20 protein-coding genes and 1 pseudogene are annotated in these 22,431 nt (G+C 73.3%); 8 read left to right on the top strand and 13 right to left on the bottom strand.

The window, feature by feature from the left end; translation table 11 throughout:
* Positions 1–52 precede the first annotated feature (52 nt).
* The 3 genes and pseudogenes from SCK26_RS30905 to SCK26_RS30895 all read right to left on the bottom strand — a co-directional run.
* Positions 53–390: pseudogene (locus tag SCK26_RS30905) on the bottom strand (glycosyltransferase family 1 protein); the annotation flags it as partial.
* A gap of 134 nt (positions 391–524) precedes the next feature.
* Positions 525–1,943: a HEAT repeat domain-containing protein gene (locus tag SCK26_RS30900; RefSeq protein WP_318204622.1), complete on the bottom strand. Its 1,419-nt coding sequence runs from the start codon at positions 1,941–1,943 to the stop codon at positions 525–527.
* Positions 1,944–2,243: 300 nt separating this feature from the next.
* Positions 2,244–2,636 (bottom strand): ankyrin repeat domain-containing protein, encoded by a 393-nt coding sequence (locus tag SCK26_RS30895; RefSeq protein ID WP_318204621.1) that lies wholly within the window; start codon positions 2,634–2,636, stop codon positions 2,244–2,246.
* A 301-nt stretch (positions 2,637–2,937) separates the two neighbouring features.
* On the opposite strand from SCK26_RS30895, the gene SCK26_RS30890 reads away from it, so the two are divergent.
* Both SCK26_RS30890 and SCK26_RS30885 read left to right on the top strand, forming a co-directional pair.
* Positions 2,938–3,132 carry a hypothetical protein gene (locus SCK26_RS30890; RefSeq protein WP_030620070.1) on the top strand — a complete coding sequence of 65 codons (195 nt, stop codon included), beginning with the start codon at positions 2,938–2,940 and terminating at the stop codon, positions 3,130–3,132.
* A 40-nt stretch (positions 3,133–3,172) separates the two neighbouring features.
* Positions 3,173–4,783, top strand: a complete 1,611-nt coding sequence (locus SCK26_RS30885; RefSeq protein ID WP_318204620.1) for a hypothetical protein — start codon at positions 3,173–3,175, stop codon at positions 4,781–4,783.
* A gap of 45 nt (positions 4,784–4,828) precedes the next feature.
* On the opposite strand, the gene SCK26_RS30880 is transcribed toward SCK26_RS30885, so the two are convergent.
* Positions 4,829–6,337 (bottom strand): PLP-dependent aminotransferase family protein, encoded by a 1,509-nt coding sequence (locus SCK26_RS30880; RefSeq protein ID WP_318204619.1) that lies wholly within the window; start codon positions 6,335–6,337, stop codon positions 4,829–4,831.
* Positions 6,338–6,438: 101 nt separating this feature from the next.
* On the opposite strand from SCK26_RS30880, the gene SCK26_RS30875 reads away from it, so the two are divergent.
* The 3 genes from SCK26_RS30875 to SCK26_RS30865 all read left to right on the top strand — a co-directional run bounded on the left by SCK26_RS30875 (position 6,439) and on the right by SCK26_RS30865 (position 8,570).
* A complete protein-coding gene (locus tag SCK26_RS30875) occupies positions 6,439–7,137 on the top strand; it encodes a hypothetical protein (protein WP_318204618.1) in 699 nt (232 codons plus the stop codon).
* Positions 7,134–7,910 carry a glycerophosphodiester phosphodiesterase gene (locus tag SCK26_RS30870; protein ID WP_318204617.1) on the top strand — a complete coding sequence of 259 codons (777 nt, stop codon included), beginning with the start codon at positions 7,134–7,136 and terminating at the stop codon, positions 7,908–7,910. The genes SCK26_RS30875 and SCK26_RS30870 overlap by 4 nt, the downstream gene beginning before the upstream one ends.
* A 285-nt stretch (positions 7,911–8,195) precedes the next feature.
* On the top strand, positions 8,196–8,570 hold the full coding sequence (locus SCK26_RS30865; RefSeq protein WP_003977404.1) for an RNA polymerase-binding protein RbpA: 375 nt from the start codon (positions 8,196–8,198) through the stop codon (positions 8,568–8,570).
* A 131-nt stretch (positions 8,571–8,701) separates the two neighbouring features.
* Here the strand turns inward: SCK26_RS30865 and fxsA are convergent, their stop codons facing one another.
* The 4 genes from fxsA to SCK26_RS30845 form a co-directional block, all read right to left on the bottom strand.
* Positions 8,702–9,256: an FxsA family membrane protein gene (fxsA, locus tag SCK26_RS30860; protein ID WP_318204616.1), complete on the bottom strand. Its 555-nt coding sequence runs from the start codon at positions 9,254–9,256 to the stop codon at positions 8,702–8,704.
* 70 nt (positions 9,257–9,326) lie between these two features.
* A complete protein-coding gene (locus SCK26_RS30855; protein WP_318204615.1) occupies positions 9,327–10,121 on the bottom strand; it encodes a polyprenol monophosphomannose synthase in 795 nt (264 codons plus the stop codon).
* 558 nt (positions 10,122–10,679) lie between these two features.
* On the bottom strand, positions 10,680–12,287 hold the full coding sequence (locus SCK26_RS30850; protein WP_318204614.1) for an amidohydrolase: 1,608 nt from the start codon (positions 12,285–12,287) through the stop codon (positions 10,680–10,682).
* Positions 12,288–12,383: 96 nt separating this feature from the next.
* Positions 12,384–12,824 (bottom strand): Lrp/AsnC family transcriptional regulator, encoded by a 441-nt coding sequence (locus tag SCK26_RS30845; RefSeq protein ID WP_318204613.1) that lies wholly within the window; start codon positions 12,822–12,824, stop codon positions 12,384–12,386.
* 234 nt (positions 12,825–13,058) lie between these two features.
* Here SCK26_RS30845 and SCK26_RS30840 point away from each other — a divergent pair, with 234 nt between their 5' ends.
* Entirely contained in the window at positions 13,059–13,493 is a 435-nt protein-coding gene (locus SCK26_RS30840) for a hypothetical protein (RefSeq protein WP_318204612.1), read from the top strand.
* A 624-nt stretch (positions 13,494–14,117) separates the two neighbouring features.
* Here the strand turns inward: SCK26_RS30840 and SCK26_RS30830 are convergent.
* The gene (locus SCK26_RS30830; protein WP_318204610.1) at positions 14,118–15,293 is read right to left on the bottom strand and encodes an acyl-CoA dehydrogenase family protein; all 1,176 of its coding nucleotides are present in this window, start codon (positions 15,291–15,293) and stop codon (positions 14,118–14,120) included.
* Positions 15,294–15,617: 324 nt separating this feature from the next.
* On the opposite strand from SCK26_RS30830, the gene SCK26_RS30825 reads away from it, so the two are divergent.
* Positions 15,618–16,850, top strand: a complete 1,233-nt coding sequence (locus tag SCK26_RS30825) for a glycoside hydrolase family 18 protein (protein ID WP_318204609.1) — start codon at positions 15,618–15,620, stop codon at positions 16,848–16,850.
* A 64-nt stretch (positions 16,851–16,914) separates the two neighbouring features.
* Here SCK26_RS30825 and SCK26_RS30820 read toward each other — a convergent pair whose 3' ends face one another.
* The 4 genes from SCK26_RS30820 to SCK26_RS30805 all read right to left on the bottom strand — a co-directional run bounded on the left by SCK26_RS30820 (position 16,915) and on the right by SCK26_RS30805 (position 21,309).
* Positions 16,915–17,055, bottom strand: a complete 141-nt coding sequence (locus SCK26_RS30820) for an SCO1431 family membrane protein (RefSeq protein ID WP_318204608.1) — start codon at positions 17,053–17,055, stop codon at positions 16,915–16,917.
* A 106-nt stretch (positions 17,056–17,161) separates the two neighbouring features.
* Positions 17,162–18,526 (bottom strand): peptidase C39 family protein, encoded by a 1,365-nt coding sequence (locus tag SCK26_RS30815; RefSeq protein WP_318204607.1) that lies wholly within the window; start codon positions 18,524–18,526, stop codon positions 17,162–17,164.
* Positions 18,527–18,740: 214 nt separating this feature from the next.
* On the bottom strand, positions 18,741–20,267 hold the full coding sequence (locus tag SCK26_RS30810; RefSeq protein WP_412080796.1) for an amino acid permease: 1,527 nt from the start codon (positions 20,265–20,267) through the stop codon (positions 18,741–18,743).
* Between the two features lie 85 nt (positions 20,268–20,352).
* Positions 20,353–21,309, bottom strand: coding sequence for a hypothetical protein (locus SCK26_RS30805; protein WP_318204605.1), 957 nt, complete (start codon positions 21,307–21,309; stop codon positions 20,353–20,355).
* A gap of 270 nt (positions 21,310–21,579) precedes the next feature.
* Here SCK26_RS30805 and SCK26_RS30800 point away from each other — a divergent pair, with 270 nt between their 5' ends.
* A complete protein-coding gene (locus SCK26_RS30800; protein WP_318206130.1) occupies positions 21,580–22,239 on the top strand; it encodes a hypothetical protein in 660 nt (219 codons plus the stop codon).
* Positions 22,240–22,431: the final 192 nt, after the last annotated feature.

The raw sequence follows: 22,431 nt of genomic DNA, 5'->3' as shown, positions 1-22,431 counted from the left end.
GGCTCGGGGCCCGTGCGTCGTGGGGTGCGAGGAACGCCTCCGCGGCCGCTTACCAGCCGAAGCACTCCGCACGCGCGCGTGCCGCCTGCGTGCCGCCTGCGTGCCGCACGCCATGGCCTCCAGCGCGGCCGGCCGGTAGGTCTCGGCGGGCCCGGGCACAAGGCGCACGCCGGCGCGGGCATGGAGCGCGCAGAGGGCGGCCCGGAGCGCGCCGCGCCGCTTCTCCACGGAGAGCCGGGAGGTCATCGGGAGCAGCGTCTCGTCTCATCCGCGCGCGTGGTGGGCCCGCAGCCCGGGGTCGTGGAGCGCCGGACGGCGTTCCACGGGGTCGACGCCCAGGGAGGCGCGTACGACGTCGCATGCGCCGCTGCGGACGAACTCGCTTTGCGCGCGGGGAACGTTCCATGAGTGTCGGGCCGTCCGCCCCCGTGGGTCAGGCTTTCGTCACGGCGTCCTGACCCACGGGTCGTCCGTCGTTCACCCAACGGGCGGTCGTCCGCCCCGGCCGGGAGGCGCGAGTGGGGTCAGCCGAGGGTGGCGTCGGGTCCGAAGCGGCTGCGTACGGCGGTCTGCACCTCGTCCTCCTCGGCCGGGTCGGCGGCCAGGCGGCGCAGGCGCTCCACGACCCGGGTGTCACCGGTCTCGGCGTGCCGGGCGGCGAGTTCGCGGGTGGTCTCCTCGCAGTCCCACAGGCACTCGACGGCGAAGCCGGCGGCGAAGGAGGGGTCGGTGGCGGCCAGCGCGCGGGCGGCGCGGCCGCGCAGGTGGGAGGAGGCCGTCTCGCGGTAGATGTGGCGCAGCACGGGGGCCGCGCAGCCGATGCCGAGGCGCCCGGCGCCGTCGACGAGGGTCCACAGGGTCGGTGCGTCGGGACCCTCGCCGCGTACGGCCTGGCGCAGGGCGGCGAGGACGAGGTCGCGGTCGCGAATGCCGCCGCGGCAGGCGAGGATGCGGCCGGCGGCGGCGCCGAGCGCGTCGGTGCGCCGGGCCCAGCCGCGCGCACGATCGACGGCGGCGACGCCGCGCATCCGTTCGAAGGCGTCGACGGCGGCCTCCACGACGACGCCGGTCCCGTCGGCGACCGCGGCCTCGATCAGGTCGAGGGTGCCGGGGTCGTCGCTGTCGGCGAGGTAGCGCAGGGCGGTGCAGCGGGCTCCGTCGTCGCCGGTCCGGGCGGCCTGGAGGATCTCGGGCCGGTCCTCCGGACCGGCCACGGCGGCCAGACAGCGGGCGGCGGGCACATGGAGGGCGGCACCGCGGTCCAGGCCCTGCTGGGCCCACTCGAAGACGGCGCGCACGCTCCAGCCGGGCCGGGGGCCGGTGGGGCGCATCTGCCGTTGCCAGCGGTCGAAGCAGCCGGCTTCCTGGGCGGCGCGCACGCGGGTGGCGATCGCCTCGCGGGGGTCCTCGGCCCACAAGCGCCAGGGCCGCGGTTCGAAGGCGTCGCGTACGGCGGCGGCCAGCTCGGCCTCGCCCTCGGGGTCGGTGGCGAAGCGGGCCAGGACGGGGGCGGCGAGGGCGCGCAGGCCCGCGTCGTCGTCCCGCAGGGCCAGCTCGTCCAGGGCCCAGGCCCAGTTGGAGCCGTGCGCGGCGTACCTGCGCAGCAGGTCCAGGGCGTCCCGCCGGCCGTAGGAGGCGAGGTGCCCGAGGACGGCCAGGGCCAGGCCGGTGCGGGACTCGTCGGTGTCGAGGACGTCCTCGGTGGCGAAGAGGTGCGCCTCGACGGTGTCCAGCCCGCCGTTCAGGTCGAGGTAGAGGCGGGCGTAGTAGAGGGAGCGGTTCTCCACCTGCCAGTCGTGGCGGGGGTCGCGCAGCACACAGTGGTTCAGGGCCGCGAGCGCTTCGGCGCGCGGGGCCGTCAGCGCGTGCAGCGTGCCGTCGCCACGGCCGCGCTGGAGCAGCCCGAGCAGGGTACCGCTGGGCGCTATGACCGGATCGAACATGGGAAACAGCCTCACATCAAGCGTCGACACAACCGGGTGAACACGCGTTACCTGGCCGCGCGACACAACGTCGGAGCGCCCGCCGTCTCTTGCTTGCTGTAGACCATTTCTCTCTGCCTCTCGTCGGTGGCCCATGCGGACCGCGTCACGGCCCGCGCGGTGCGGCAACCTCTGCCCAGCCATCACGTCCGTGAATCACGTCGTCATGATGACCCGCGGTGTGTGCTGCCGCGACCGTATTTCCGGCGGCCCCGTACCGCCTCCCCCGTTTTCTTGTCGTTGCTGGTCGGAACAATCGGTTCAGCGCGCGCCGAACAGTTCCAGAAGCTCCGTCTTGCCGAACATGCGGGCCGTGTCGACGGCCGACGGCGTGCCCTTGGAAGGATCGGCGCCGCTCTCCAGGAGGGCCTTGATCACATCCGCCTCGCCCTTGAAGACGGCGCCCGCGAGCGGGGTCTGACCCCGGTCGTTGATCTGGTCGGCGGCGGCGCCGCGGGCGAGCAGCGCGCGCACCGCGTCGGCGTGGCCGTGGTACGCGGCGAGCATCACCAGGGAGTCGCCGCGGTCGTTGGTGAGGTTGGCGGGCACACCCGCGTCGACATACGCCACGAGCGCCTCGGTCTGCCCCTGCCGGGCCAGATCGAAGATCTTGGTCGCCAGCTCCACGACCTCGGGGTCGGGGGCTTCACTCATGGCCGGACCGCCTCTCCATGCTGATTGGGGACTGCTTGGCTCACTGGGGGACTGCTTCGTACGAGTGAATCGCCAGCGTACTGGCTCTCGGGGCACATGACCCGATGTGCCCGAGGTAAAGATCACCGACAGGCCCGGCGGGAGGCAACAGCCCTGGTCAATGGGGCCGTGGCCGTCTCCTCCGGGTGGGCGAAATTCACCGCTTTTCACCCGGTTGCACCTTTAATCGTATGGATACATGCTGTGATCCTGGAAGAACTCATGGTGACTGTCCCCCACCTTCGACACCAGGAGGCCCCAAATGATCCTCTCCCTCTCAGGCGTGCTGCTGCTCGGCATCGTCGTCTTCCTGTTCTTCCGCAAGGACGGACTGAAGGGCTCGCACGCCACGGTGTCGGCCCTGTTCGGTTTCTACCTGTCGACCACAGGCATCGCCCCGAGCATCAAAGCCGGGGGAGAGAGCCTCGCCAGCCTCCTCGGCGGCATCAAGTTCTGACCCGGCCCGCACCGCCCGCACGCACGATCAGGAGTCAGCAGTGGCCCGGCGCCCTCTCCCCCGCATCCTGAGCAAGGACAGCGCCCAGATCGCCCGGACGCAGCTCGCCCGGAGCAGGGAACTGGCCCGGACGGCGGCCGACAGCGCCACCGACGTCCTCCACCCGCTGATCACCGTCACGCGCGGGCTGCGCGTGCTGGCCTCGGCCGGCCGTCGCAGGTGGGCGGACACGCCCAAGGACAGGCGCGGGCCGCTGCTGTTCCTCGCGGCCTCCGCGATGATGGTCGTGGCCCTGATGCCGTACGGGCCGCTGCTCGCCGTCGTCACCGTGATGGCGGCGGCGGCCTGGCAGGGCCGCGACCGCACGCCGTCGGCGCCCGACGGCCCCGACGCCGCCCGGACCGAACGCCTCACGGCGCTCTACGAGGCCCTGGTGCCGTACTTCTCCGGTGCCGACGACCCGGCGCCGCTGTACGCGCACGGCGGGGAGTGGGAGAAGGCCTTCAAGGAGCACGAGTTCGACGCCGCCGGCCGCGTCGACCACCTGGTGATCCGCTATCCCGCCTACTTCCCGGACGGCGAGCCCGAGGCCCGCGCGCGGGTCGAGCAGCTGCTCACCGTCAAGGCCGGGCGGAGCCGCGAGTACCACTTCGACTGGGACGAGGAGGGCAACCGGCTCACCGTCACCGCGCTCGCCCCGCTGCCCGCCGACATCCCCGCCCAGCCCTTCGTCACCGCGCCCGGCGAGACCGTCCTCGGCTACACCGACCCCAGCGAGGTCCAGCGCACGCTTCCCCTCTCCTACGGAGAGGAACGGGTCGACGTCCCGCCGGTCGTCTGGCGCACCGGCATCCGCTCCACCGAGCCGCACCTGCTGGCCGTCGGCCACCCCGGCAGCGGCACCTCCACCCTGCTGCGCTCCGTCGCCCTCCAGGCCCTGCGCCACGGCGACGTGCTGATCGTCGACGGCGGCGGCACCGGCGAGTACGCCTGCCTGACCGGCCGGGACGGCGTCCTGGCCGTGGAGTGCGCGCTCGCCGGGGCGCTGGCCAGCCTGGAGTGGGCCGCGCGGGAGACCGAGCGGCGGCTCATCGCGGTCAACCTGGCCCGGCAGGCGGGCGAGCCGCCGCCCGAGGACACCCGGCGCCCGCTGTGGCTCCTGCTGGACCGGCCCGCCGTCTTCACGCACCTCGCGGCGGCCGACGGCCGCAAGGACCCGCAGGCGCTGCTCCAGGTGCCGCTGCGGCACGGCCGCGCGGCGAACGTGACCGTCGTCGTCGCCGAGCAGTTCGACAGCGCGGAGACGCTCGGCGACGCGGTACGGCAGCACACACGCGCGCGGGTCGTGCTGGGGGCCGCGGCGCCGCGGCAGGTGGAGGCGGTGCTCGGGGCGGTGCCGCACACCACGCCGCCGGCGCACGTGCCGCCCGGGCGGGGGTACGCGCGGCTGGGCTCGGGCCCGGTGCACCGGCTCCAGGTACCGCGGACGCCCGACCCCTACGACGACGCCACGAGCGACGCCGACCGGCAGGCGGTGCTGGACCTGCTGCCCGCGCGGCCCACCGCGGTCGCGACCGGGCCGGCGGACCTCTCGAAGACCACGCCGGCGAAGACACCGGTACCGGCGGAAGCCCTGGCCGCGGAGTCCTGACCGGCGCCCGCGGTCGCCACAGCGGTCACCAGCGCCCGGGCCGTCCTACGCCACGAACGTGCGCGGCGACTCCGTCCCGCCCGTCATGCCCGACTCCACCAAGCGCGCCGCCGCGGCCAGCCGGGCCGCCGCCTCGTCCGCCACCGCTCCCCCGACGGTGAACGGCAGCCGCAGATAGCCCTCGAACGCGCCGTCGACCCCGAAGCGCGGCCCCGAAGGCACGCGGACGCCCGTCCGCTCGCCGGCCTCCGCGATCCGGGACCCGGACAGACCGCCGGCGCGCACCCAGAGCGTCAGCCCCCCGCGCGGCACCTCGAACTCCCAGTCGGGCAGCTCGCGGCGCACCGCCGCCACCAGGGCGTCCCGGTTCTCCCGGGCCTGCGCGCGGCGCAGCTCCACCGCCTGCTCCCACCCGCCGGTGCTGAACAGCCAGTTCACGGCGAGCTGCTCCAGCACCGGCGTCCCGAGGTCGGCATACGCCCGCGCGGCGACCAGGCTGCGGACGACGTCCGGCGCCGCGCGCACCCAGCCGATCCGCATCCCCGCCCAGAACGCCTTGCTGGCCGAGCCGACCGTGATCACCGTGGAGCCGGCCGGGTCGAAGCCGCACACCGGCCGGGGCATGCCGCCGTCCCGCACGTCCTCGTCGAGCCACAGCTCGCTCATCGTCTCGTCGGCGACCAGCACCGTGCCGGCCGAGCGCGCCGCGTCCACCAGCCGGCGCCGCTGGTCCTCGTCGGCGAGCGCCCCGGTGGGATTGTGGAAGTCGGCGACCACGTAGGCGATGCGCGGCGCGGCCTCGCGCAGGACCTGACGCCAGCGGTCCACGTCCCAGCCGGACAGTCCCTCGGCCATCGCGACCGGGACCAGCCGGGCGCCCGCCTCGCGCATCAGCTGGAGGATGTTGGCGTAGGACGGCGACTCGACGGCGATACGTTCGCCACGGCCCCCGAAGAGATGGCAGATCGCGTCGATGGCGCCCATCGCACCGGTCGTCACCATGATCTGCTCCGGCATGGTGGGGATCCCGCGCGCGGTGTAGCGTTCGGCGATCATCGAGCGCAGCGCGGGCAGCCCGGCCGGATAGTCGCCGTGGGTGTGGGCGTACGGCGGCAGTTCCTCCAGGGCGCCCCGCACGGCCCGGGTGAGCCACGGCTCGGGCGCCGGGAGCGAGGCGCAGCCCAGGTCGATCATCGAGCCGAGGGATTCCGGGGGCAGCGGCTCCAGGCCGCGCGCGGGGATCGGGTTGCCGGCCGGGACGGCGGTCCAGCTGCCGGCTCCGCGCCGAGACTCCAGGAAGCCCTCGCCGCGCAGCGCCTCGTAGGCCGCCGCGACGGTGGTGCGGCTGACGGCGAGCGCCAGGGCCAGCTCGCGTTCCGCGGGCAGGCGCGCGGCCACCGGGACGCGGCCCTCCAGGACGAGCAGCCGGATGCCGTCGGCGAGGGCGCGGTAGGCGGGGGGACGGCGGGTGCCGGGGCCGGCCGGGCGGTCCTGCTGGGAGGTGAGGAGCCGGGCGAGCTGCGACGCCCCCACCGCCGAGGTCCACTGCGCCATGAGATCAGTCCACCTTCCCCGGATTGGCCATGGATGGCGATTATCACCAAGCCACAGAGTGACATGTGTCAGGCCACCGCCACCACTCAGGGGGTATTTCCATGTCCACTGTCGGCTCCGGGTCCACGGCGTCCACCGCCGGCGCCCCCGCGCCCGGCCGGCGACTCGGCCGGCGCCTGGTCCAGCTCTACGCCGGACTCGCGCTCTACGGCGCGAGTTCCGCGCTGCTCGTGGCGGCCGGGCTGGGCCTGGAGCCCTGGAACGTGCTGCACCAGGGACTCGCGGAGCTGACCGGGCTCAGCATCGGGGTCCTGTCGATCATCGTGGGGGCGGCCGTGCTGCTGCTGTGGGTCCCGCTGCGGCAGCGGCCCGGGCTGGGCACGGTCTCCAATGTCTTCGTGGTCGGTCTGGCGTTGGACGGCACCCTCGCGCTGCTGCCGGACGTCCACTCCCTCGCCGCCCGCGTCCCCCTGCTCCTCGCCGGCGTCGTGCTCAACGGCATGGCGACCGGCCTCTACATCGCGGCGCGCTTCGGTCCGGGCCCGCGCGACGGGCTGATGACCGGGCTGCACCGGCGCACCGGCCGGTCGATCCGGCTGATGCGGACGGCGGTGGAGGTGGCGGTGGTGGCGACCGGGTTCGTGCTGGGCGGCACCATCGGGGTGGGCACCGTGCTGTATGCCGTGTCCATCGGCCCGCTGGCACAGCTGTTCCTGCGGATGTTCGCCGTCCCGGCGGCACCGGCGGGCAGCACGGTCGTCGCCGCCGGGACACCCGAACGGGCGATACTGCGTCCGTGACCTGGACGACGCCTCCGCCGCGCCACCCGTACCTGGACCACCCGGGGCCGATCGCCTTCGCCCACCGGGGCGGCGCGGCCGACGGCCTGGAGAACACCGTGGCGCAGTTCCGGCGCGCGGTGGAGCTGGGCTACCGGTACATCGAGACCGACGTGCACGCCACGGCGGACGGCCGGCTCGTCGCCTTCCACGACGCCACGCTGGACCGGGTCACCGACGGCGCCGGCCGGATCGCCGACCTGCCGTGGGCGGAGGTGCGGCAGGCGCGCGTGGCGGGCCGGGAACCGGTGCCGCTGTTCGAGGAACTGCTGGAGACCTTTCCCGGAGTGCGCTGGAACATCGGCGTCAAGGCGGAGCCGGCGCTGCGGCCCCTGCTGGCGCTCCTCGAGCGCGCGAACGCCTGGGACCGGGTCTGCGTGGGCTCCTTCTCCGAGGCGCGGGTGCTGCGCGCGCAGCGGCTGGCCGGGCCCGGGCTCGCCACCTCGTTCGGCACGCGCGGTGTGCTGGGCCTGAGGCTGCGCTCCTGGGGGCTGCCCGCGGCGGTGCGGCGGTCGGCCGTGGCCGCGCAGGTGCCCGAGGCCCGGTCGGGCGTGCCCGTGGTCGACCACCGCTTCGTCCGCGCCGCCCACGCGCTCGGGCTCCAGGTGCACGTCTGGACCGTCAACGAGGCGGAGCGGATGCACCGGCTTCTGGACCTCGGCGTGGACGGCATCATGACGGACCGCATCGACATCCTGCGCGAAGTGATGGAAAAGCGCGGCGTCTGGGCCTGACCGCCCGGGAGAGATCCGGATACGATTTCGCACTCGGCGCGAAAGAGCGGTAGTGTACGCGTTTGGCCTGCAAGGCGTACCGTTACTGCGCGTCAAAGATGCCGAAACGCTGGGTGACATCTTCTAGCAGATGTGACAAACCGGGCGCCTGTGGGTAGAACAAGGGGCGGCTACGACGGCGACGCATGACCCGGAACGGGAATCTTTACCGCCGACCGGACGTTGACCGGATGACGACGACAGCGACACCTGTCCTGTGGGCGACAAGCCCGGGAGGCACGATTCATGAGTGAGCGAGCTCTTCGCGGTACGCGCCTCGTGGTGACCAGCTACGAGACGGACCGCGGCATCGACCTGGCCCCGCGCCAGGCCGTGGAGTACGCATGCGAGAAGGGGCACCGCTTCGAGATGCCCTTCTCGGTGGAGGCGGAGATCCCGCCGGAGTGGGAGTGCAAGGTCTGCGGTGCCCAGGCACTCCTGGTGGACGGCGACGGCCCTGAGGAGAAGAAGGCCAAGCCCGCGCGCACCCATTGGGACATGCTGATGGAGCGGCGCACCCGCGAGGAACTCGAAGAGGTCCTCGAGGAGCGTCTGGCGGTGCTGCGTTCGGGCGCGATGAACATCGCGGTCCACCCCAGGGACAGCCGCAAGAGCGCCTAGTCCCCGCGCGGGGCTCGGCCGATTCACAGCGCGACACAACGACCGCGGGCGCCGTACATGAAGATCATGTACGGCGCCCGCGGTCGTTGTGCGTACACCCGTGCGGAAGCGGTCCGCCCGGACGGGACCGCTCAGCGGGTCAGCGGCGGGCGGGGGCCCCGCGACGCGTCGTACGGCGCGTCGTCCCTGATGACCTCGCCCGGCACCACCTTGCCGTCGGGACGGTGCATGCGGGCCTGCTGGAACACGTCTCCCAGGCTGCCCGGAGCGACCCGGCGCAGGCTCTTCTCCAGAGCGTTCTCCGCGAGACGGCTCACCGCCCGCTGGACCGGCGGCAGCAGCAGGAGCAGGCCCGCCGCGTCCGAGACCAGGCCCGGGATGATCAGCAGCAGACCGCCGAGCATCATCAGGCCGTTGCCGCCGCCGCGCGCCGGCGAGCCGCCCTGGCGCACGGCCTCGTTCAGGCTCGCGAAGGCGCGGCGGCCCGCCCGCTTGATGACGGCGGCGCCGGCCACGAGGCCCGCGACGAGCAGCAGGAACACCGTCGGACCGCCGGCCGCGCCCGCGACCAGGGTCAGCAGCCAGATCTCCAGCACCAGCCACGCGGCGATGCCGAGCGGCAGATACCTGCGCAGCCGGGAGCGGCGGCGGGCGGTGTGCGGGGAGGTCGGAACGCCAGTCGTCATACCCCCAGTGTGCCTGGGCGGGGCTCAGCACCGGATAAGGGAGCGACCGGCCGCGGCCGTGGCCGGTGTGCTAGGCGGGCCGGTCCTTGCCGGTGAACCGGCCGATGCGGTCCCCGACGCCCCAGGCGGTGACCCGCCACAGCGCCTCGACCACGATGTCCCGGCTCATCTTGGAGTCGCCCAGCGCGCGCTCGACGAAGGTGATGGGGACCTCGACGACGTGGTAGCCGGCCTTGATCGCGCGGCGGGCCAGGTCGACCTGGAAGCAGTAGCCCTGCGAGGCGACCTCGCCCAGGCCCAGGCCCTCCAGCGTCTCCCGGCGGAAGGCCCGGAAGCCGCCCGTCACGTCCCGGATCGGCACGTCGAGCATGAGGCGCGAGTAGGTGGACCCGCCCCGCGAGAGGAACTCGCGGGACTTGGGCCAGTTCACCACCCGGCCGCCGGGCACCCAGCGGGAGCCGAGGACCAGGTCGGCGCCCTTGAGGGCGGTGAGCAGCCGGGGCAGTTCCTCGGGCTGGTGGGAGCCGTCGGCGTCCATCTCGATCAGCACGCCGTAGTCGTGTTCCAGGCCCCAGCGGAAGCCCGCCAGATAGGCGGCGCCGAGGCCCTCCTTGCCCTTGCGGTGCAGCACCCGGACGTGCTCGTCCGCGGCGGCCAGTTCGTCGGCGAGCTTGCCGGTGCCGTCGGGGCTGTTGTCGTCCGCGATCAGTACGTGCGCCTCGGGGACGGCCTTGCGTACCCGGCCGACGATGGACTTGATGTTCTCCGCCTCGTTGTAGGTCGGGATGATCACCAAGGCCGTGCCGAGCGGACCGAACTGCCTCCCCTGGGCCTTGGCCGCGAGGGTCCCGTCGCCGTCGTTCACTGCTGCCCCTTCATGTCGTACGCAGGGGTCCACCATAGTGGCCGCGGCCTGGGAAGACGCGACGGCACGGGCATCATGTGGTGTCGAATGCCCGGGAGCGGGGTAAGAGTGACGGTTTCCGGCACCTTCCCGCCACGCGCCGAGTGGCTTTCCGCCACTACGGGCGGGGGCCCGGCGCCCTTCGGGCCGACCTGGGACCCGCTGGCTGCGGATCTGCCGAGAGCCGTTGTCTAGGGAGCGCCCGGGCCCCACCCGGGTCACACCGGCCGGCCGTCCGGGACGTTCCCTCGCCGGCGCGGGCGCTGGGCCCGGCTCCCGGTGACGGTGCCCCGGCGCGGCACGCCGTCCCCGGCCCAGCGACGCTGCGACGAGCCCTGCGAACCGCCCCGGCCGGGCGTGCCGGTGGTGGACCCGGCCGAACCTACCGGCCCCCGGCCGCCGACTGTCAACAGCCCTCTGAGCTGGGACGACGGCTCCGACTCGGCGAGCGGCGGGGAGGATGCGCAGGTGGGGCGGCGGGGCCGCGGCGACCGGCCGCGGCCCCGCCGCCCCGGGAGATCACTCGCCCGGCCGTACGAACACCGTCCGTCCGCCCACCACGGTGCGCAGACAGACCGGCAGGTCCCGGCCCGGGGTCAGGTCGGGCAGGCCGGGGGTGCCGGAGCGCGGGTCGGTGGACCAGCGGGCCACCCGGTCGTCGGGGGCCTGCACCACGAGCCGGTCCGTGCGCCAGACGGCGTAGTCGGCGGGGGCGCCGGGGACCAGGACGCCCGCGTCGTCCCGGCCGACGGCCCGCCAGCCGCCGCGGGTGTGCGCGGTGAACGCGGCCCGGACCGAGATCCGGTGCTCCGGCGTGCGGTGGAAGGCGGCGGCGCGGACCGTGCCCCACGGGTCGAGCGGGGTGACCGGGCTGTCCGAGCCGAACGCCAGCGGTACGCCGGCCCGCAGCAGCGCGGCGAACGGGTTGAGGGTGCGGGCCCGCTCGGCGCCCAGACGCCGCGCGTACATGCCGTCCTCACCGCCCCACAGCGCGTCGAAGGCGGGCTGGACGGAGGCGATCAGGCCCAGCTCGGCGAAGCCGGCGACGGTCTCGGGGCTCAGCATCTCGGCGTGCTCGACACGGTGCCGGGCGGCACGGACCCGGGCGAGGCCCACTTTCTCGGCGGCGGCGCGCACGCCCTTCACGACGGCGGCCACGGCGGCGTCGCCGATGGCGTGGAAGCCGGCCTGGAGGCCCGCCTCGGTGCAGGCCACCACGTGGCCGGCGACGGCGTCGGCGTCCAGGTAGGCGGTGCCGGTGTGGGCGGCGTCGGCGTACGGCTCGTGCAGGCAGGCGGTGTGCGAACCGAGGGCGCCGTCGGCGAACAGGTCGCCCGCCGCGCCGGCCGCGCCCAGCTCACGGGCCTTGGCGGTGTCCCGCTCGGCCCAGTAGCCGACCACGCGGGGACCCGGCGTCCCGGCGGCGAGCCGCAGCAGACCGGTGAAGTCGTCCTCGGAGGAGATCTGGGGGCCGCCGCACTCGTGCACGGTGCCGATGCCGAGGGAGGCGGCGTGCGCCAGCGCGGCGCGCTGGGCCTCCTCGCGCTGGGCGGGAGTGATGGCGCCGAGGGCGGCCTCCCGTACGACGTGGTGGGCGTCCCGGGTGAGCGGGGCGTCGTCGCGGGGCACGCCGGCGGGGACCAGGTCCAGCAGGGCGGTGCTGACGACCGCCGAGTGCACGTCGATGCGGGACAGGTACAGCGGGCGCCCGCCGGTGGCCTCGTCCAGCTCCGCGCGGGCCGGCGGCCGGCCGCCGGGCCAGCGGGCGGCGTCCCAGCCGTGGCCCAGCAGGACCCGGTCGCCGGGGCGGGCGGCGGCGAACTCGCGGATGCGCGCGAGAGCCGCCTCCAGCGAGGGCGCGTCGGAGAGGTCCAGGCCGGTCAGGGCGAGACCCGTGGCGGTGGTGTGCACATGGGAGTCGGTGAAGGCCGGGGTGACCAGGGCGCCGTCGAGGTCGACCACCTCGTCGACGCCGTCGGCGAAGGCGTCGGCGGCGCCCTCGGAGCCGACCCAGGCGACATGGCCCGCCTCGACGACCATCGCCGTCGCGAAGGGGTCGGCGGGGCTGTGCACCTCGCCGCGGCGGAGCAGGACGGTCTTGGGAGGCTCGGCGGTGCGGTTGCTCATAGCCGACAGTTTCTCCCGGCGCCGGAGGCGGGCCGCACCGGGGGCGCGTCGGCAGCGCGTCCGGAGGCGACCGCGGCGCGGGCCGTCGTGCCGTCGTCAGATCTTCGGCGGACGTGCCTCGTACGGCGTCGACAGGACCACCGTCGTCCGCGTCGACACCCCCGCCAGCGACCGCAGCCGGGCCAGGAGTTCCTCCAGTTCGTGCGGGGTGGCCACGCGCACCTTGAGGATGTAGTTCTCGTCGCCGGCCACGCTGTGGCACGCCTCGATCTCCGGGACACCGGCGAGGCGGTCCGCGATGTCGTCGGGGGCGCTGGGGTCGAACGGTTTCACCGAGATGAACGCGGTCAGCGGCAGCCCGACGGCCTCGGGGTCGACGACCGCGGCGTAGCCGCGGATGACGCCACGCTGTTCCAGCCTGCGCACCCGCTGGTGCACGGCCGACGTGGACAGGCCCGTGGCCTTGCCCAGGTCGGTGTAGCTCATCCGCCCGTCCGTGACGAGCAGCTGCACGATCTGACGGTCCAGCTCCTCCATGCCGCCACAACCTACAGTGCGCTTGATCTCCACGGATACCTCGCAGACGCAGGTCATGCCCCGTCCCCCGGAAAACGCGCCGGGACGGGCATCTGCGCGCGGCATGTGACGAATGCCACACGACATGGGCGGGCTCCGTGATGTTCTCGTGATTACCGCGGAGGGCTGACGGGAAGTGCTTGCTGTGGTCGAGGCCGCAGTGCCTTCACGGCCCAGCCTTAGGGGGAGAATCCCATGCAGAGTACCCATCGCCCTGGTCGATCCGCGTCCGCGCGGCCCCAGCCGGTCGCCGAGCCCGAGCCGGAGGGCGTCGAACCCGACGCCTACGACGAGGAACTGGACGCCTACGACACCTTCGAGATGTACCGGGTGATCTGCCCGGACTGCGCGCAGCCGATCGCGCTGCTGGCGGACGAGGAGTTCCTGCCGGAGCACGCGTTGTGCGCCTCGCCGTGGAACCCGTTCGGGCTCACGGTGTGCGCGGGCACGGGCCGGCCGGCGGCCGACGCCCGCCCCGCGGACGAGTCCGCCGAGCCGCAGGAGCAGGACACCGCGCTGCTGCTCACGCTCCCCCAGGGTCTGAACTGGCGGACGCAGCCCTTCTCGCACGTCGGCGGCCCGGGCTCGCGCCCGATGCGCGTGCCGGAGATGCGCCGCCAGGCCGCCTGAGCCGGCCCACCCCTGCCCGTATCCGCCCCGCACCATGGCGCGCAGGCCGCCGTGGTGCGGCATCGGCGTGCCCGGGCCCGCCGCGACGCGGCGCCTCCGGCGCACTCCCGGCGACAGGCCGGGCACCGCAAGGGTCCGCCGGGAGAGGCGGGCGGACGAGACCATGTTTCACCCGGGTGCGAACCGGCCGGTGGCGGCCACGGCCTTCCGCGCCCGCCCCGCCGGCCGTGGCCCGTGCGGTGGGGAACGCCGCGCCGGGCGACGGCAGTTGGCCGCGCGGCCGGGCCGGTGGCCCGGCCGCCGGCGCTTCCAGGCGCTCGCGTCCGGTGTCCTTCGCCGCGCGCGGCCGGCCGCTCCGGTGGACTGACGCTCGATTCCGCCGGGGGGTGACCTGCCGGCCGTCGGCGCGTTGGCCGGGTATGACCCCCATGTACCCGGCGACCGGGCGTCAGCGCCACTTCTTCGTTCCCCGCCCGGCTCACACGCTCGCACCGTCCCCGTCCCCGGATCCGCCGATCTACCGGGATCTGGTGCGGGCCTGGGCCGACCGGGGCCGCACCGTGCCGGGCCGCCACGACCCGGAGTGGGCCAGGCTGGCGGCTCCGGCGGTCCTCACGGGCCGGTTCAGCGACCTTCCGGGCCCGCCACGTGACGGGCGATGACCATCCGCTGGATCTGGTTGGTGCCCTCGACGATCTGCAGGACCTTGGCCTCGCGCATATAGCGTTCGGCCGGGAAGTCGGCGGTGTAGCCGTAACCGCCGAGGATCTGCACCGCGTCCGTGGTGACCTTCATGGCGGTGTCGGTGCAGTGCAGCTTGGCCATGGCGGCCTGCTTGGCGAACGGCCGGCCCGCGTCCCGCAGCCGGGCGGCGGCGAGGTACAGCGCGCGGCCCGCCTCGATCTGGGTGGCCATGTCGGCGAGCATGAAGCGCAGGCCCTGGAAGTCGGCGACGGGCCGGCCGAACTGGCGGCGCTGGACGGCGTAGCGGACCGCCTCGTCCAGGGCGGCCTGGGCGAGGCCGACGGCGCAGGCCGCGATGCCGAGCCGGCCGGAGTCGAGCGCCGAGAGCGCGATGGAGAAGCCCTGGCCCTCCTCGCCGATCCGCCTGGCGTCCGGGACGCGGACGCCGTCGAGGTGGACCTGGGCGGTGGGCGAGCCCTTCAGGCCCATCTTCCGCTCGGGTGCCGCGCCGCTCAGGCCGGGCGCGTCGCCGGGCACGAGGAAGGCGGTGATGCCGCGCGGGCCGTCCTCGCCGGTGCGGGCCATCACGGTGTAGAAGTCGGCGATGCCGCCGTGGGTGATCCAGGCCTTGGTCCCGTCGATCACCCACTCTCCCCCGCCCTCGCGGACGGCCTTGGTGCGCAGGGAGGCGGCGTCGGAGCCGGAGGACGGCTCGGACAGGCAGTAGGCGCCGAGCAGGCCGCCGCCCAGCATCGCGGGCAGGTGCTCGACCTGCTGTTGCTTGCTGCCGTAGGTGGCGAGCGCGTAGGACGCGAGCGTGTGCACGCTGACGCCGAGGCCGACGGTGAGCCGGGCCGTGGCCAGCTCCTCCAGCACCTGGAGGTAGACCTCGTACGGCTGGTCGCCGCCGCCGTACTCGGCGGGGTAGGGCAGGCCGAGCAGGCCGGACTCGGAGAGCAGGGTGAAGACCTCGCGCGGGAAGCGTCCGGCGTCCTCCTCCTCGGCGGCCTTCGGCGCGATCTCGCGCTGGGCGATCTCCCGGACGAGGGCGAGCAGATCCCTCGCCTCTTCCGTGGGCAGTTGACGCTCCACCGGCTGCGGTTCGCGGTCGGGCATGGCGTCGGGCTCCTCCCTGTTCGGACACCGGCGGAACGGCCCGTGGTGGGGGCGGCTCCGCCTGATCGTTCCGCTGTGCCGAGGCGCCCGCTCCCGGGTCTCGGAAGCTGCTGACCAGCGGCATGCGCTGTGAGTATGCCCGATCGCCGACCTCCCGTCACCAGTTAACGACCGCTCACTTCAGGATTCCGTGCGGGCTTCACTCGTCGGTGAAATTGGTCCGAACCATTGACCTACTGGTCTAGTCCTCCTACTGTGCAGGCCACGCCTTACCGCGTTCATGCCAATCGGCGCGCTTTCCCCTCCCCCACGAGGAGACACCCGATGCACTCTCCCCACCGCTCCCTCGTCCGGACGCTCCTGTCGGCCGCGTGTACCGCCGTCCTCGGCGCCGGTCTGCTGGCCGGCACGGGCACCGCCACCGCGGCGGCCCCGAGCGCCCCCGAGGCCACGGCCGGTTCCAAGGTCGTCGGCTACTTCACCGAATGGGGCACCTACGACCGCAAGTACTACGTCAAGAACATCGAGACCTCGGGCTCCGCGGCCAAGCTGACCCACATCAACTACGCCTTCGGCAACGTCAGCGGCGGCAAGTGCGCCATGGGCGACGCCTACGCGGCCACCGACCGGGCCTACACCGCGGCCGAGTCCGTGGACGGCGTCGCCGACACCTGGGACCAGCCGCTGCGCGGCAACTTCAACCAGTTGCTGAAGCTGAAGAAGAAGCACCCGGGACTGAAGGTCCTGTGGTCCTTCGGCGGCTGGACCTGGTCGAGCGGCTTCGGCGAGGCCGCGAAGAACCCGGCCGCCTTCGCCCAGTCCTGCTACGACCTGGTGAAGAACTCCAAGTGGGCGGGTGTCTTCGACGGCATCGACATCGACTGGGAGTACCCGAACGCGTGCGGCAACACCTGTGACACCAGCGGGCGGGACGCGTTCCGCAACCTGATGGCCGCGCTGCGCGCGAAGTTCGGCTCCGGGAACCTGCTCACCGCGGCGATCACCGCGGACGCCACCAGCGGCGGCAAGATCGACGCGGCGGACTACGCCGGCGCCGCCCAGTACGTCGACTGGTACAACCCGATGACCTACGACTACTTCGGCGCCTGGGACGCGAAGGGCCCGACCGCCCCGCACTCCCCGCTGAACTCCTACTCGGGCATCCCGAAGGCGGACTACTACACCTCCGCGACCATCGCCAAGCTCAGGGGCCTCGGCGTCCCGGCCTCCAAGCTGCTGCTCGGCCTCGGCTTCTACGGCCGCGGCTGGACCGGCGTCACCCAGGCGGCGCCCGGCGGCACGGCCACGGGTCCGGCGGCCGGCACGTACGAGCAGGGCATCGACGACTACAAGGTGCTCAAGACCAAGTGCCCGGCGACCGGCACGGTGGCCGGCACGGCCTACGCCAAGTGCGGCAGCGACTGGTGGAGTTACGACACCCCGGCGACCGTCGCCACGAAGATGACGTACAAGAACCAGCAGGGTCTCGGCGGCACCTTCTTCTGGGAGCTGAGCGGCGACACCGCGAACGGTGAGCTGATCAAGGCGATCAACTAGCCGCGCCGGCCCTCCGCCCGCACCCTCGCCCGCCCGTCGGCCGTCCCGGCGGGCGGGCGTCGGTTCAGAGCAGTCCGAGCCGGGTCACGAGCATCGCGAACACCGCGACGAGCACCCAGCCCATGACGTGCTCGACGAGGTTCGGGCCGTCTTCCTGGGGGCCGCCGGTGACGGCGCGGGGGGCGGTGGCCGGGTGTGCGGTCATGGTGTTCACTCACAGACATCGGACGAATACGGCTGATTCCCCCACCCTGACGTCCACCATGCCACCCGCGACGGCATTCGCGACGATGAGCTTGGTCACAGCCTCCTCAGCGCACCCCCACGAGCGCGAGCGCCCGGCGCTGGTGCGGGGTCGGATGCGCCGGGAAGTACAGGTAGCAGACTCCTCCGGTCCCGGAGGCGATCTTGCCGGAGGCGTTGTAGCGCTTGGTGCGCAGCCAGATGTTCTCCCATTCGCGGCGTTTGTAGACGCGCCGTACCGCCTCGTCGGTCGGTGAGGCCGGGTCGTTGGCGATGACGTCGCCGTCGGCCGTGAAGCCGATGACGGTCATCAGGTGACCGGCGGTGCCGTAACCGGCCCCGGTCAGCTCGCTCTTCAGGAACGACTGGGAGGTGATGGCCGGGATGCCGGCCGCGATCAGCGTCTCCAGTTCGGTGAGGGAGGAGAGCCTGGTGACCACGCCTTGCAGGCCCCCGAACGTCGCCGCGTAGGCGGCGTTGAAGGGCCAGTTGCCGCAGCCCGCGTACTGGTGGTCGTAGGTGAAGCGGGCCGCGTGGCAGACCTGCGGGTCGGCGTAGGACGGGTCGACCCAGGACAGCTGCTCGGGAGTGAGCCGGCCGCCCCAGTACTCGATGATCATCTGCGAGGAGGTCGGGCTGCACCAGGCCTCGCCGCCGTTGTCGTACTCCGGGTACTGGCCCTTGTGGATCTCCTGCGAGTAGCGCGGGACGGCCAGTTCCTGGGCGAGGCCGGGCGTGGAGGCCGGGACGGTGAAGCGGTCGGGAATGTCGGAGCCCATCGCGCCCAGCCGCCACACGGTCGGCGTCAGCCGCGTGCCGGGCCTGCGGTAGAGGGTCAGGCGCAGCCGGTACGACGCAAGGCGCAGGCCGCCGCTCGGGTCGTCGATGGCGAAGGTGTCGGTCCAGACGGTGCTCCTGCCGTCGGTCTGGCCGTCCACCGAGGTCCGCTTGATGTCCTGGTCGCCGGACGCCCAGCGGCCCATCACGTACCAGGGTGTGTCGGTGCCGTCGGAGTACGTGCCGCCCAGCTCGACCTGGAGCCAGGTGCCGTCGGGAGTGTGCGCGTTCCAGGAGGCGACGACCTCGGTCGCGGGCACGGGGAGCCGGTGCGCCGGACCGGTCCAGGTGGCGTACTCCCAGGCGGCGGTGGTGCCGGTGTGCGGGTCGGGATAGTCGGTGCGGCCGGCCGGGGCGCCGATCACCACGCCGGGCCGGTGTCCGGCGACGGCCCGGGTGCCCTCGGCCGTCCCCGAGCGCCAGTCGCGGTACGTCGTCCAGGCGTGGTAGTCGATCGGGCGGGCCGGGGCGGGGTCGTCGGCGCCGGACGCGGTGCGCGGCGCGGCGGCGGCGACGGGGGCCGCGGTGCCGGTCACCGCCGCGGCGACGGCCACCGCCAGGACGGTTCTGCGGGACGGCTCTTGGGCTTGGCTCATGGGCGCGACGACCCCCGGGGTGTCCGAGTCGGGCTGGTCCGGTGCGGTAACTATGGAGCAGGCCGAATCGCGCTGCCAGCACTTCGGCGCATGCCGCGCCACGAATATTGGTCTGGGCCACTGGCGGCGCCCGGGAGAGGCGCGGGACCGGGCCGGCGCGCGGTTTCGCCGCGTGCGCTCGGCCGGCCCCCGCGCACTCCGTCCCGTGAAGAGGTCAGACCAGGTCCATCGCGGCGACCTCGTCGGGCCGGCCGTAGCTCACCGGCCCCTGGAAGCGGCGGCGGGCCGTGGCGAACCACCACACCGTGGCGATCAGCAGGACGGCGGCGAGCGCGATCGGCGCGTAGTTGAAGGAGTCGACGGTGATCGGCGAGGCCTGCGGGAGCATGAACAGGACGCTGCTCAGCACGATCCACACCACCGCCAGCCAGCCGATCGGCCGGCCCCAGCGGCCCAGGTGCCAGGGGCCGGGCTGGAAGGCGTCGCCGAGCCGCAGCCGCAGGAAGATCGGCACGGCGTAGGCGAGGAAGAGGCCGACCACGTTGACACTGACGATCGCGGTGAACGCCGTGTGCGACCACCAGCCGGGCACCACCAGCGCCAGCGAGCAGCCGACCGCGAGCCACACGGCCTTCACCGGCGTACGGGTGCGCAGCGAGACCGAGTGCCACCAGCGGGAGCCGGGCATGGCGCCGTCCCGGGAGAAGGCGAAGATCTGCCGGGTGTTGCTGGTGAGGTTGGCGAGACCGCAGAAGAGCATCGCGCCGATGACGATGAGGAGCAGGACCTTGGCGGTGCGCAGCCCGAGGCCGTCGATGAGGATCTGGATGGGCGGGGCGGCCGCGCCGGCGACCTTGGCGTAGTCGCCGATGCTGTAGACCAGTGCCAGCATCAGGACCAGGCCGGCGATCGCCGAACAGGCGATGGCGCGGGTGATGCCCTTCGGTGCGCTGACCGTCGCCTGGACGGTTTCCTCGGACATGTGGAAGCTGCCGTCGAACCCGGTGAAGGTCCAGCTGGTGACCAGCAGGCCGAGCATGCCGCCGTAAAGTCCGCTGGTGAAGCCGGTGTTGTTCTCGAAATGCGTGACAAAGGAGGCCGACTGGTGGTGGTCGGGCATCACGATCAGTGCGCCGACGATCACGACGAGTCCGATCAGCAGCCACCACACGGAAATGCGGTTCAGCAGGGCGACGAGCTGGACGGTGAAAGTGTTGGCGAGCCCTTGCAGGACGATGATCAGGGCCGTGATCAGCACGGTCTGGTGCGCGGTGGGCTGGTAGGAGGGCCACTGGAGCGCGATGAACACCTGGATGAAGGTGGCCGCGGCGTATCCGGTGGCGGCGGTGCCGCCGATCTGGCCCACGAAGTTCAGCCAGCCCGTGAACCAGGACCAGGCACCCTTGTGCCGCTTGGCGAGTTTACCGGCCGAGAAATAAAGGGCGCCGCTCGTGGGATAGGCGGAGGCGACCTCCGCCATGGCCGCGCCGATGAGCAGCACCATCACCGAGACGCCGATCCAGCCGAACACGAGAATCCGCGGGCCGCCCGCGTTCATACCGAATCCGAAGGACGAGAAAATACCCGAGAGGATATTGATGATGGTGAAAGAGATCGCGAAATTGTCGAACGCCTTGAAGCGCCGGGTCAGCTTGCGCGGATAACCCATCGCGTGCAGCGTCGCGTCGTCGTCGAGCACGACGGTGTCCGCGGCCCGGGTGCGGGCCCGGGAAGTCGACATCCGTTCCGACACGGATCGGCCTTTCTCTCGATGGAGACAAGGGGGACAGGAGGGGCGGACCAGGGGGTGGGGGAAACGAGCGCGATCAGCCCGGCCCGGGCACGGGCAGGCCGCAGGCGCGCCGGGCCCGGGAGAGCTGCTCGACGGGGTCGCCGAAGGCGCTCCACGGCATGCGGGAGGCGTACGGGCCCATCGCGGCGAAGACGGCCCGGGCCTCGAACTCGCGCTGGGCCATCACCAGCGCGTGCGCGAGGTAGGCCAGGTCGAGCACCGGGGTGAAGCGGTAACCGGACACCGTGGGCAGCCAGTTCTGGTAGATCGCCAGCGCCGTGGAGCGCCACTGGGGCTGTTCCCAGACCCGGTCGGCGAGCAGCTGGGTGGGGTTGTAGCTCTCCACCAGGGCCACCAGGGGCAGCAGCCGCAGCGCGGAGTCGGCCGGTGCCCGCTGGCTGAGGAAGGCGGCCACGTCCCAGGCGGCGGTGACCGAGCCACCGTGGCGGGTGAAGAAGCAGGACAGGAACCGGTGGTGGGCCTCGCGGTGCCAGGGGTCCAGGGACAGGATGTGCGCGAACAGCCGCCAGGGGCCGGGCGGGGAGGTGAGCAGGCCCTTGGGGGCCGGGTCGCGCAGCCGGTGCAGCCGGGCCATGGCGAGGCGCGCGACCCAGGGCGTGGGGTCGGCGGGGGCCGCCTCGGCGGCCCGGTCGCAGGCGGCGAGCGCTATCCGCTCCAACGCCTCGGCGCGTTCGTCGCGCGCGTCGGCGGCCCGCAGCGCGCGCTGCACGGCCACCCGCGCCCACATCAGCGCGGCCTCGGGGCTCGGCTCCTCGGCGAGCCAGCGCTCCGCCAGATCCGTGCCGGCCGCCTCGGAGGCGAGCACCAGGGAGCGGTGGGCGCGCAGCCCGAAGTCGGTCCGGGTGTCGGCGAGGGCCTCGTCGGCGGACCGGTAGCGCCCGGCGCGCACGTCGACGCAGACGCTCGCCAGGACCCGGTCGTCGGCCGCCGGATGCCACACATAGTGCCCTTCGAATAAGTCCGCGGCCATGTTCCCCCTGCCCGTCCGGCGTGCGGCGCATCACGTTGCGCAGGAGGCACCTTACTCAGCGTGGGGCACACCCGGAACGCCGAATTCGACATATCGGTCACCGGATTCGGATTGTTTATCGACGCCTTTGACTGGCTGCCGGCCGGTGATTCAAGGCGAGACTTTTCCCGGCCCGGCCCGGACGGCCCGCCGTCTCCCGCGGGCCGCCGGCCCCTCTCCCGGCCACCGCCCGGGTCCGCCACTAGACTGTTTCACGGGAAAACGGCCCACATCGCCTCACACCTCGAACCTCGAACCCCGGGAATCGCCATCCACGACCTCGCCGCCCGGCTGCGCGGGCTCCCGCCGTCCCTGGGACCGGTCCGGCTGATCGGCGTCGACGGGCACGCCGGATCGGGGAAGTCGACGTTCGCCGGACGGCTGGCGCGGGCGCTGGGCGGGGCCCCGGTGGTCCACCTCGACGACTTCGCCAGCCATGACCGGCTCTTCGCCTGGACCGGCCCGCTGATGACCCAGGTGATCGAACCGCTCGGGCGCGGCGAGAGCGGACACGTCACGCCGTACGACTGGCGGGCCCGCGCCTTCGGCGACCCCCGTCCGCTGCCGGCCGCGCCCGTGGTGCTGGTCGAGGGCGTCGGCGCCGGACGCCGGGCGCTGCGGCCCCATCTGGCCCGGCTGCTGTGGATGGAGCTGCCGCGGGAGGAGTCCTGGGCGCGGGGCCGGCGGCGGGACGGGACGGAGCAGCGGGAGTTCTGGGACGGATGGGTGGCGGCGGAACGCGCGCACTTCGTCACCGACCCCTCACGTCCGCACGCCGATCTCCTGATAGTCCAGCGATCCGGGGGGTACGAGGTGCTCCCGGGACCGGCCGCGCCCCCCGGATCAGCGCTCGATGTGACGCTCGGTGACGACTCCTCCGCGATGTGGTGAAGTTGTGAAGGCTCTTGCGGGAGAAGTTCTCCCAGTGCCTCAACTTCGCTTGACCGAGGGCCCGTACAGGACTTACGTTCTCAATGTGCGGCTTTCGGAGCCGCCCGCCGACACGAAGCCCCCGGTTGTTCCCCCGTGACCGGGGGCTTCGTTCTGCCCTCGGGACCCCGATTCCACGCGCCGGCGCACCGG

It is taken from the genome of Streptomyces sp. SCL15-4, assembly GCF_033366695.1.
Lineage (GTDB): Bacteria > Actinomycetota > Actinomycetes > Streptomycetales > Streptomycetaceae > Streptomyces.
This window is presented reverse-complemented; position numbering and strand designations above follow the sequence as displayed.

Bases quoted from the DNA above. Each gene is read 5' to 3' on its own strand.
- SCK26_RS30850 (WP_318204614.1), bottom strand. From the start codon at position 12,287: ATGAGCAACCGCACCGCCGAGCCTCCCAAGACCGTCCTGCTCCGCCGC.
- SCK26_RS30865 (WP_003977404.1), top strand. From the start codon at position 8,196: ATGAGTGAGCGAGCTCTTCGCGGTACGCGCCTCGTGGTGACCAGCTAC.
- SCK26_RS30900 (WP_318204622.1), bottom strand. From the start codon at position 1,943: ATGTTCGATCCGGTCATAGCGCCCAGCGGTACCCTGCTCGGGCTGCTC.
- SCK26_RS30830 (WP_318204610.1), bottom strand. From the start codon at position 15,293: ATGCCCGACCGCGAACCGCAGCCGGTGGAGCGTCAACTGCCCACGGAA.
- SCK26_RS30895 (WP_318204621.1), bottom strand. From the start codon at position 2,636: ATGAGTGAAGCCCCCGACCCCGAGGTCGTGGAGCTGGCGACCAAGATC.
- SCK26_RS30820 (WP_318204608.1), bottom strand. From the start codon at position 17,055: ATGACCGCACACCCGGCCACCGCCCCCCGCGCCGTCACCGGCGGCCCC.
- SCK26_RS30880 (WP_318204619.1), bottom strand. From the start codon at position 6,337: ATGGCGCAGTGGACCTCGGCGGTGGGGGCGTCGCAGCTCGCCCGGCTC.
- SCK26_RS30890 (WP_030620070.1), top strand. From the start codon at position 2,938: ATGATCCTCTCCCTCTCAGGCGTGCTGCTGCTCGGCATCGTCGTCTTC.
- fxsA (WP_318204616.1), bottom strand. From the start codon at position 9,256: ATGACGACTGGCGTTCCGACCTCCCCGCACACCGCCCGCCGCCGCTCC.
- SCK26_RS30840 (WP_318204612.1), top strand. From the start codon at position 13,059: ATGCAGAGTACCCATCGCCCTGGTCGATCCGCGTCCGCGCGGCCCCAG.
- SCK26_RS30845 (WP_318204613.1), bottom strand. From the start codon at position 12,824: ATGGAGGAGCTGGACCGTCAGATCGTGCAGCTGCTCGTCACGGACGGG.
- SCK26_RS30805 (WP_318204605.1), bottom strand. From the start codon at position 21,309: ATGGCCGCGGACTTATTCGAAGGGCACTATGTGTGGCATCCGGCGGCC.
- SCK26_RS30825 (WP_318204609.1), top strand. From the start codon at position 15,618: ATGCACTCTCCCCACCGCTCCCTCGTCCGGACGCTCCTGTCGGCCGCG.
- SCK26_RS30875 (WP_318204618.1), top strand. From the start codon at position 6,439: ATGTCCACTGTCGGCTCCGGGTCCACGGCGTCCACCGCCGGCGCCCCC.
- SCK26_RS30815 (WP_318204607.1), bottom strand. From the start codon at position 18,526: ATGAGCCAAGCCCAAGAGCCGTCCCGCAGAACCGTCCTGGCGGTGGCC.
- SCK26_RS30810 (WP_412080796.1), bottom strand. From the start codon at position 20,267: ATGTCGACTTCCCGGGCCCGCACCCGGGCCGCGGACACCGTCGTGCTC.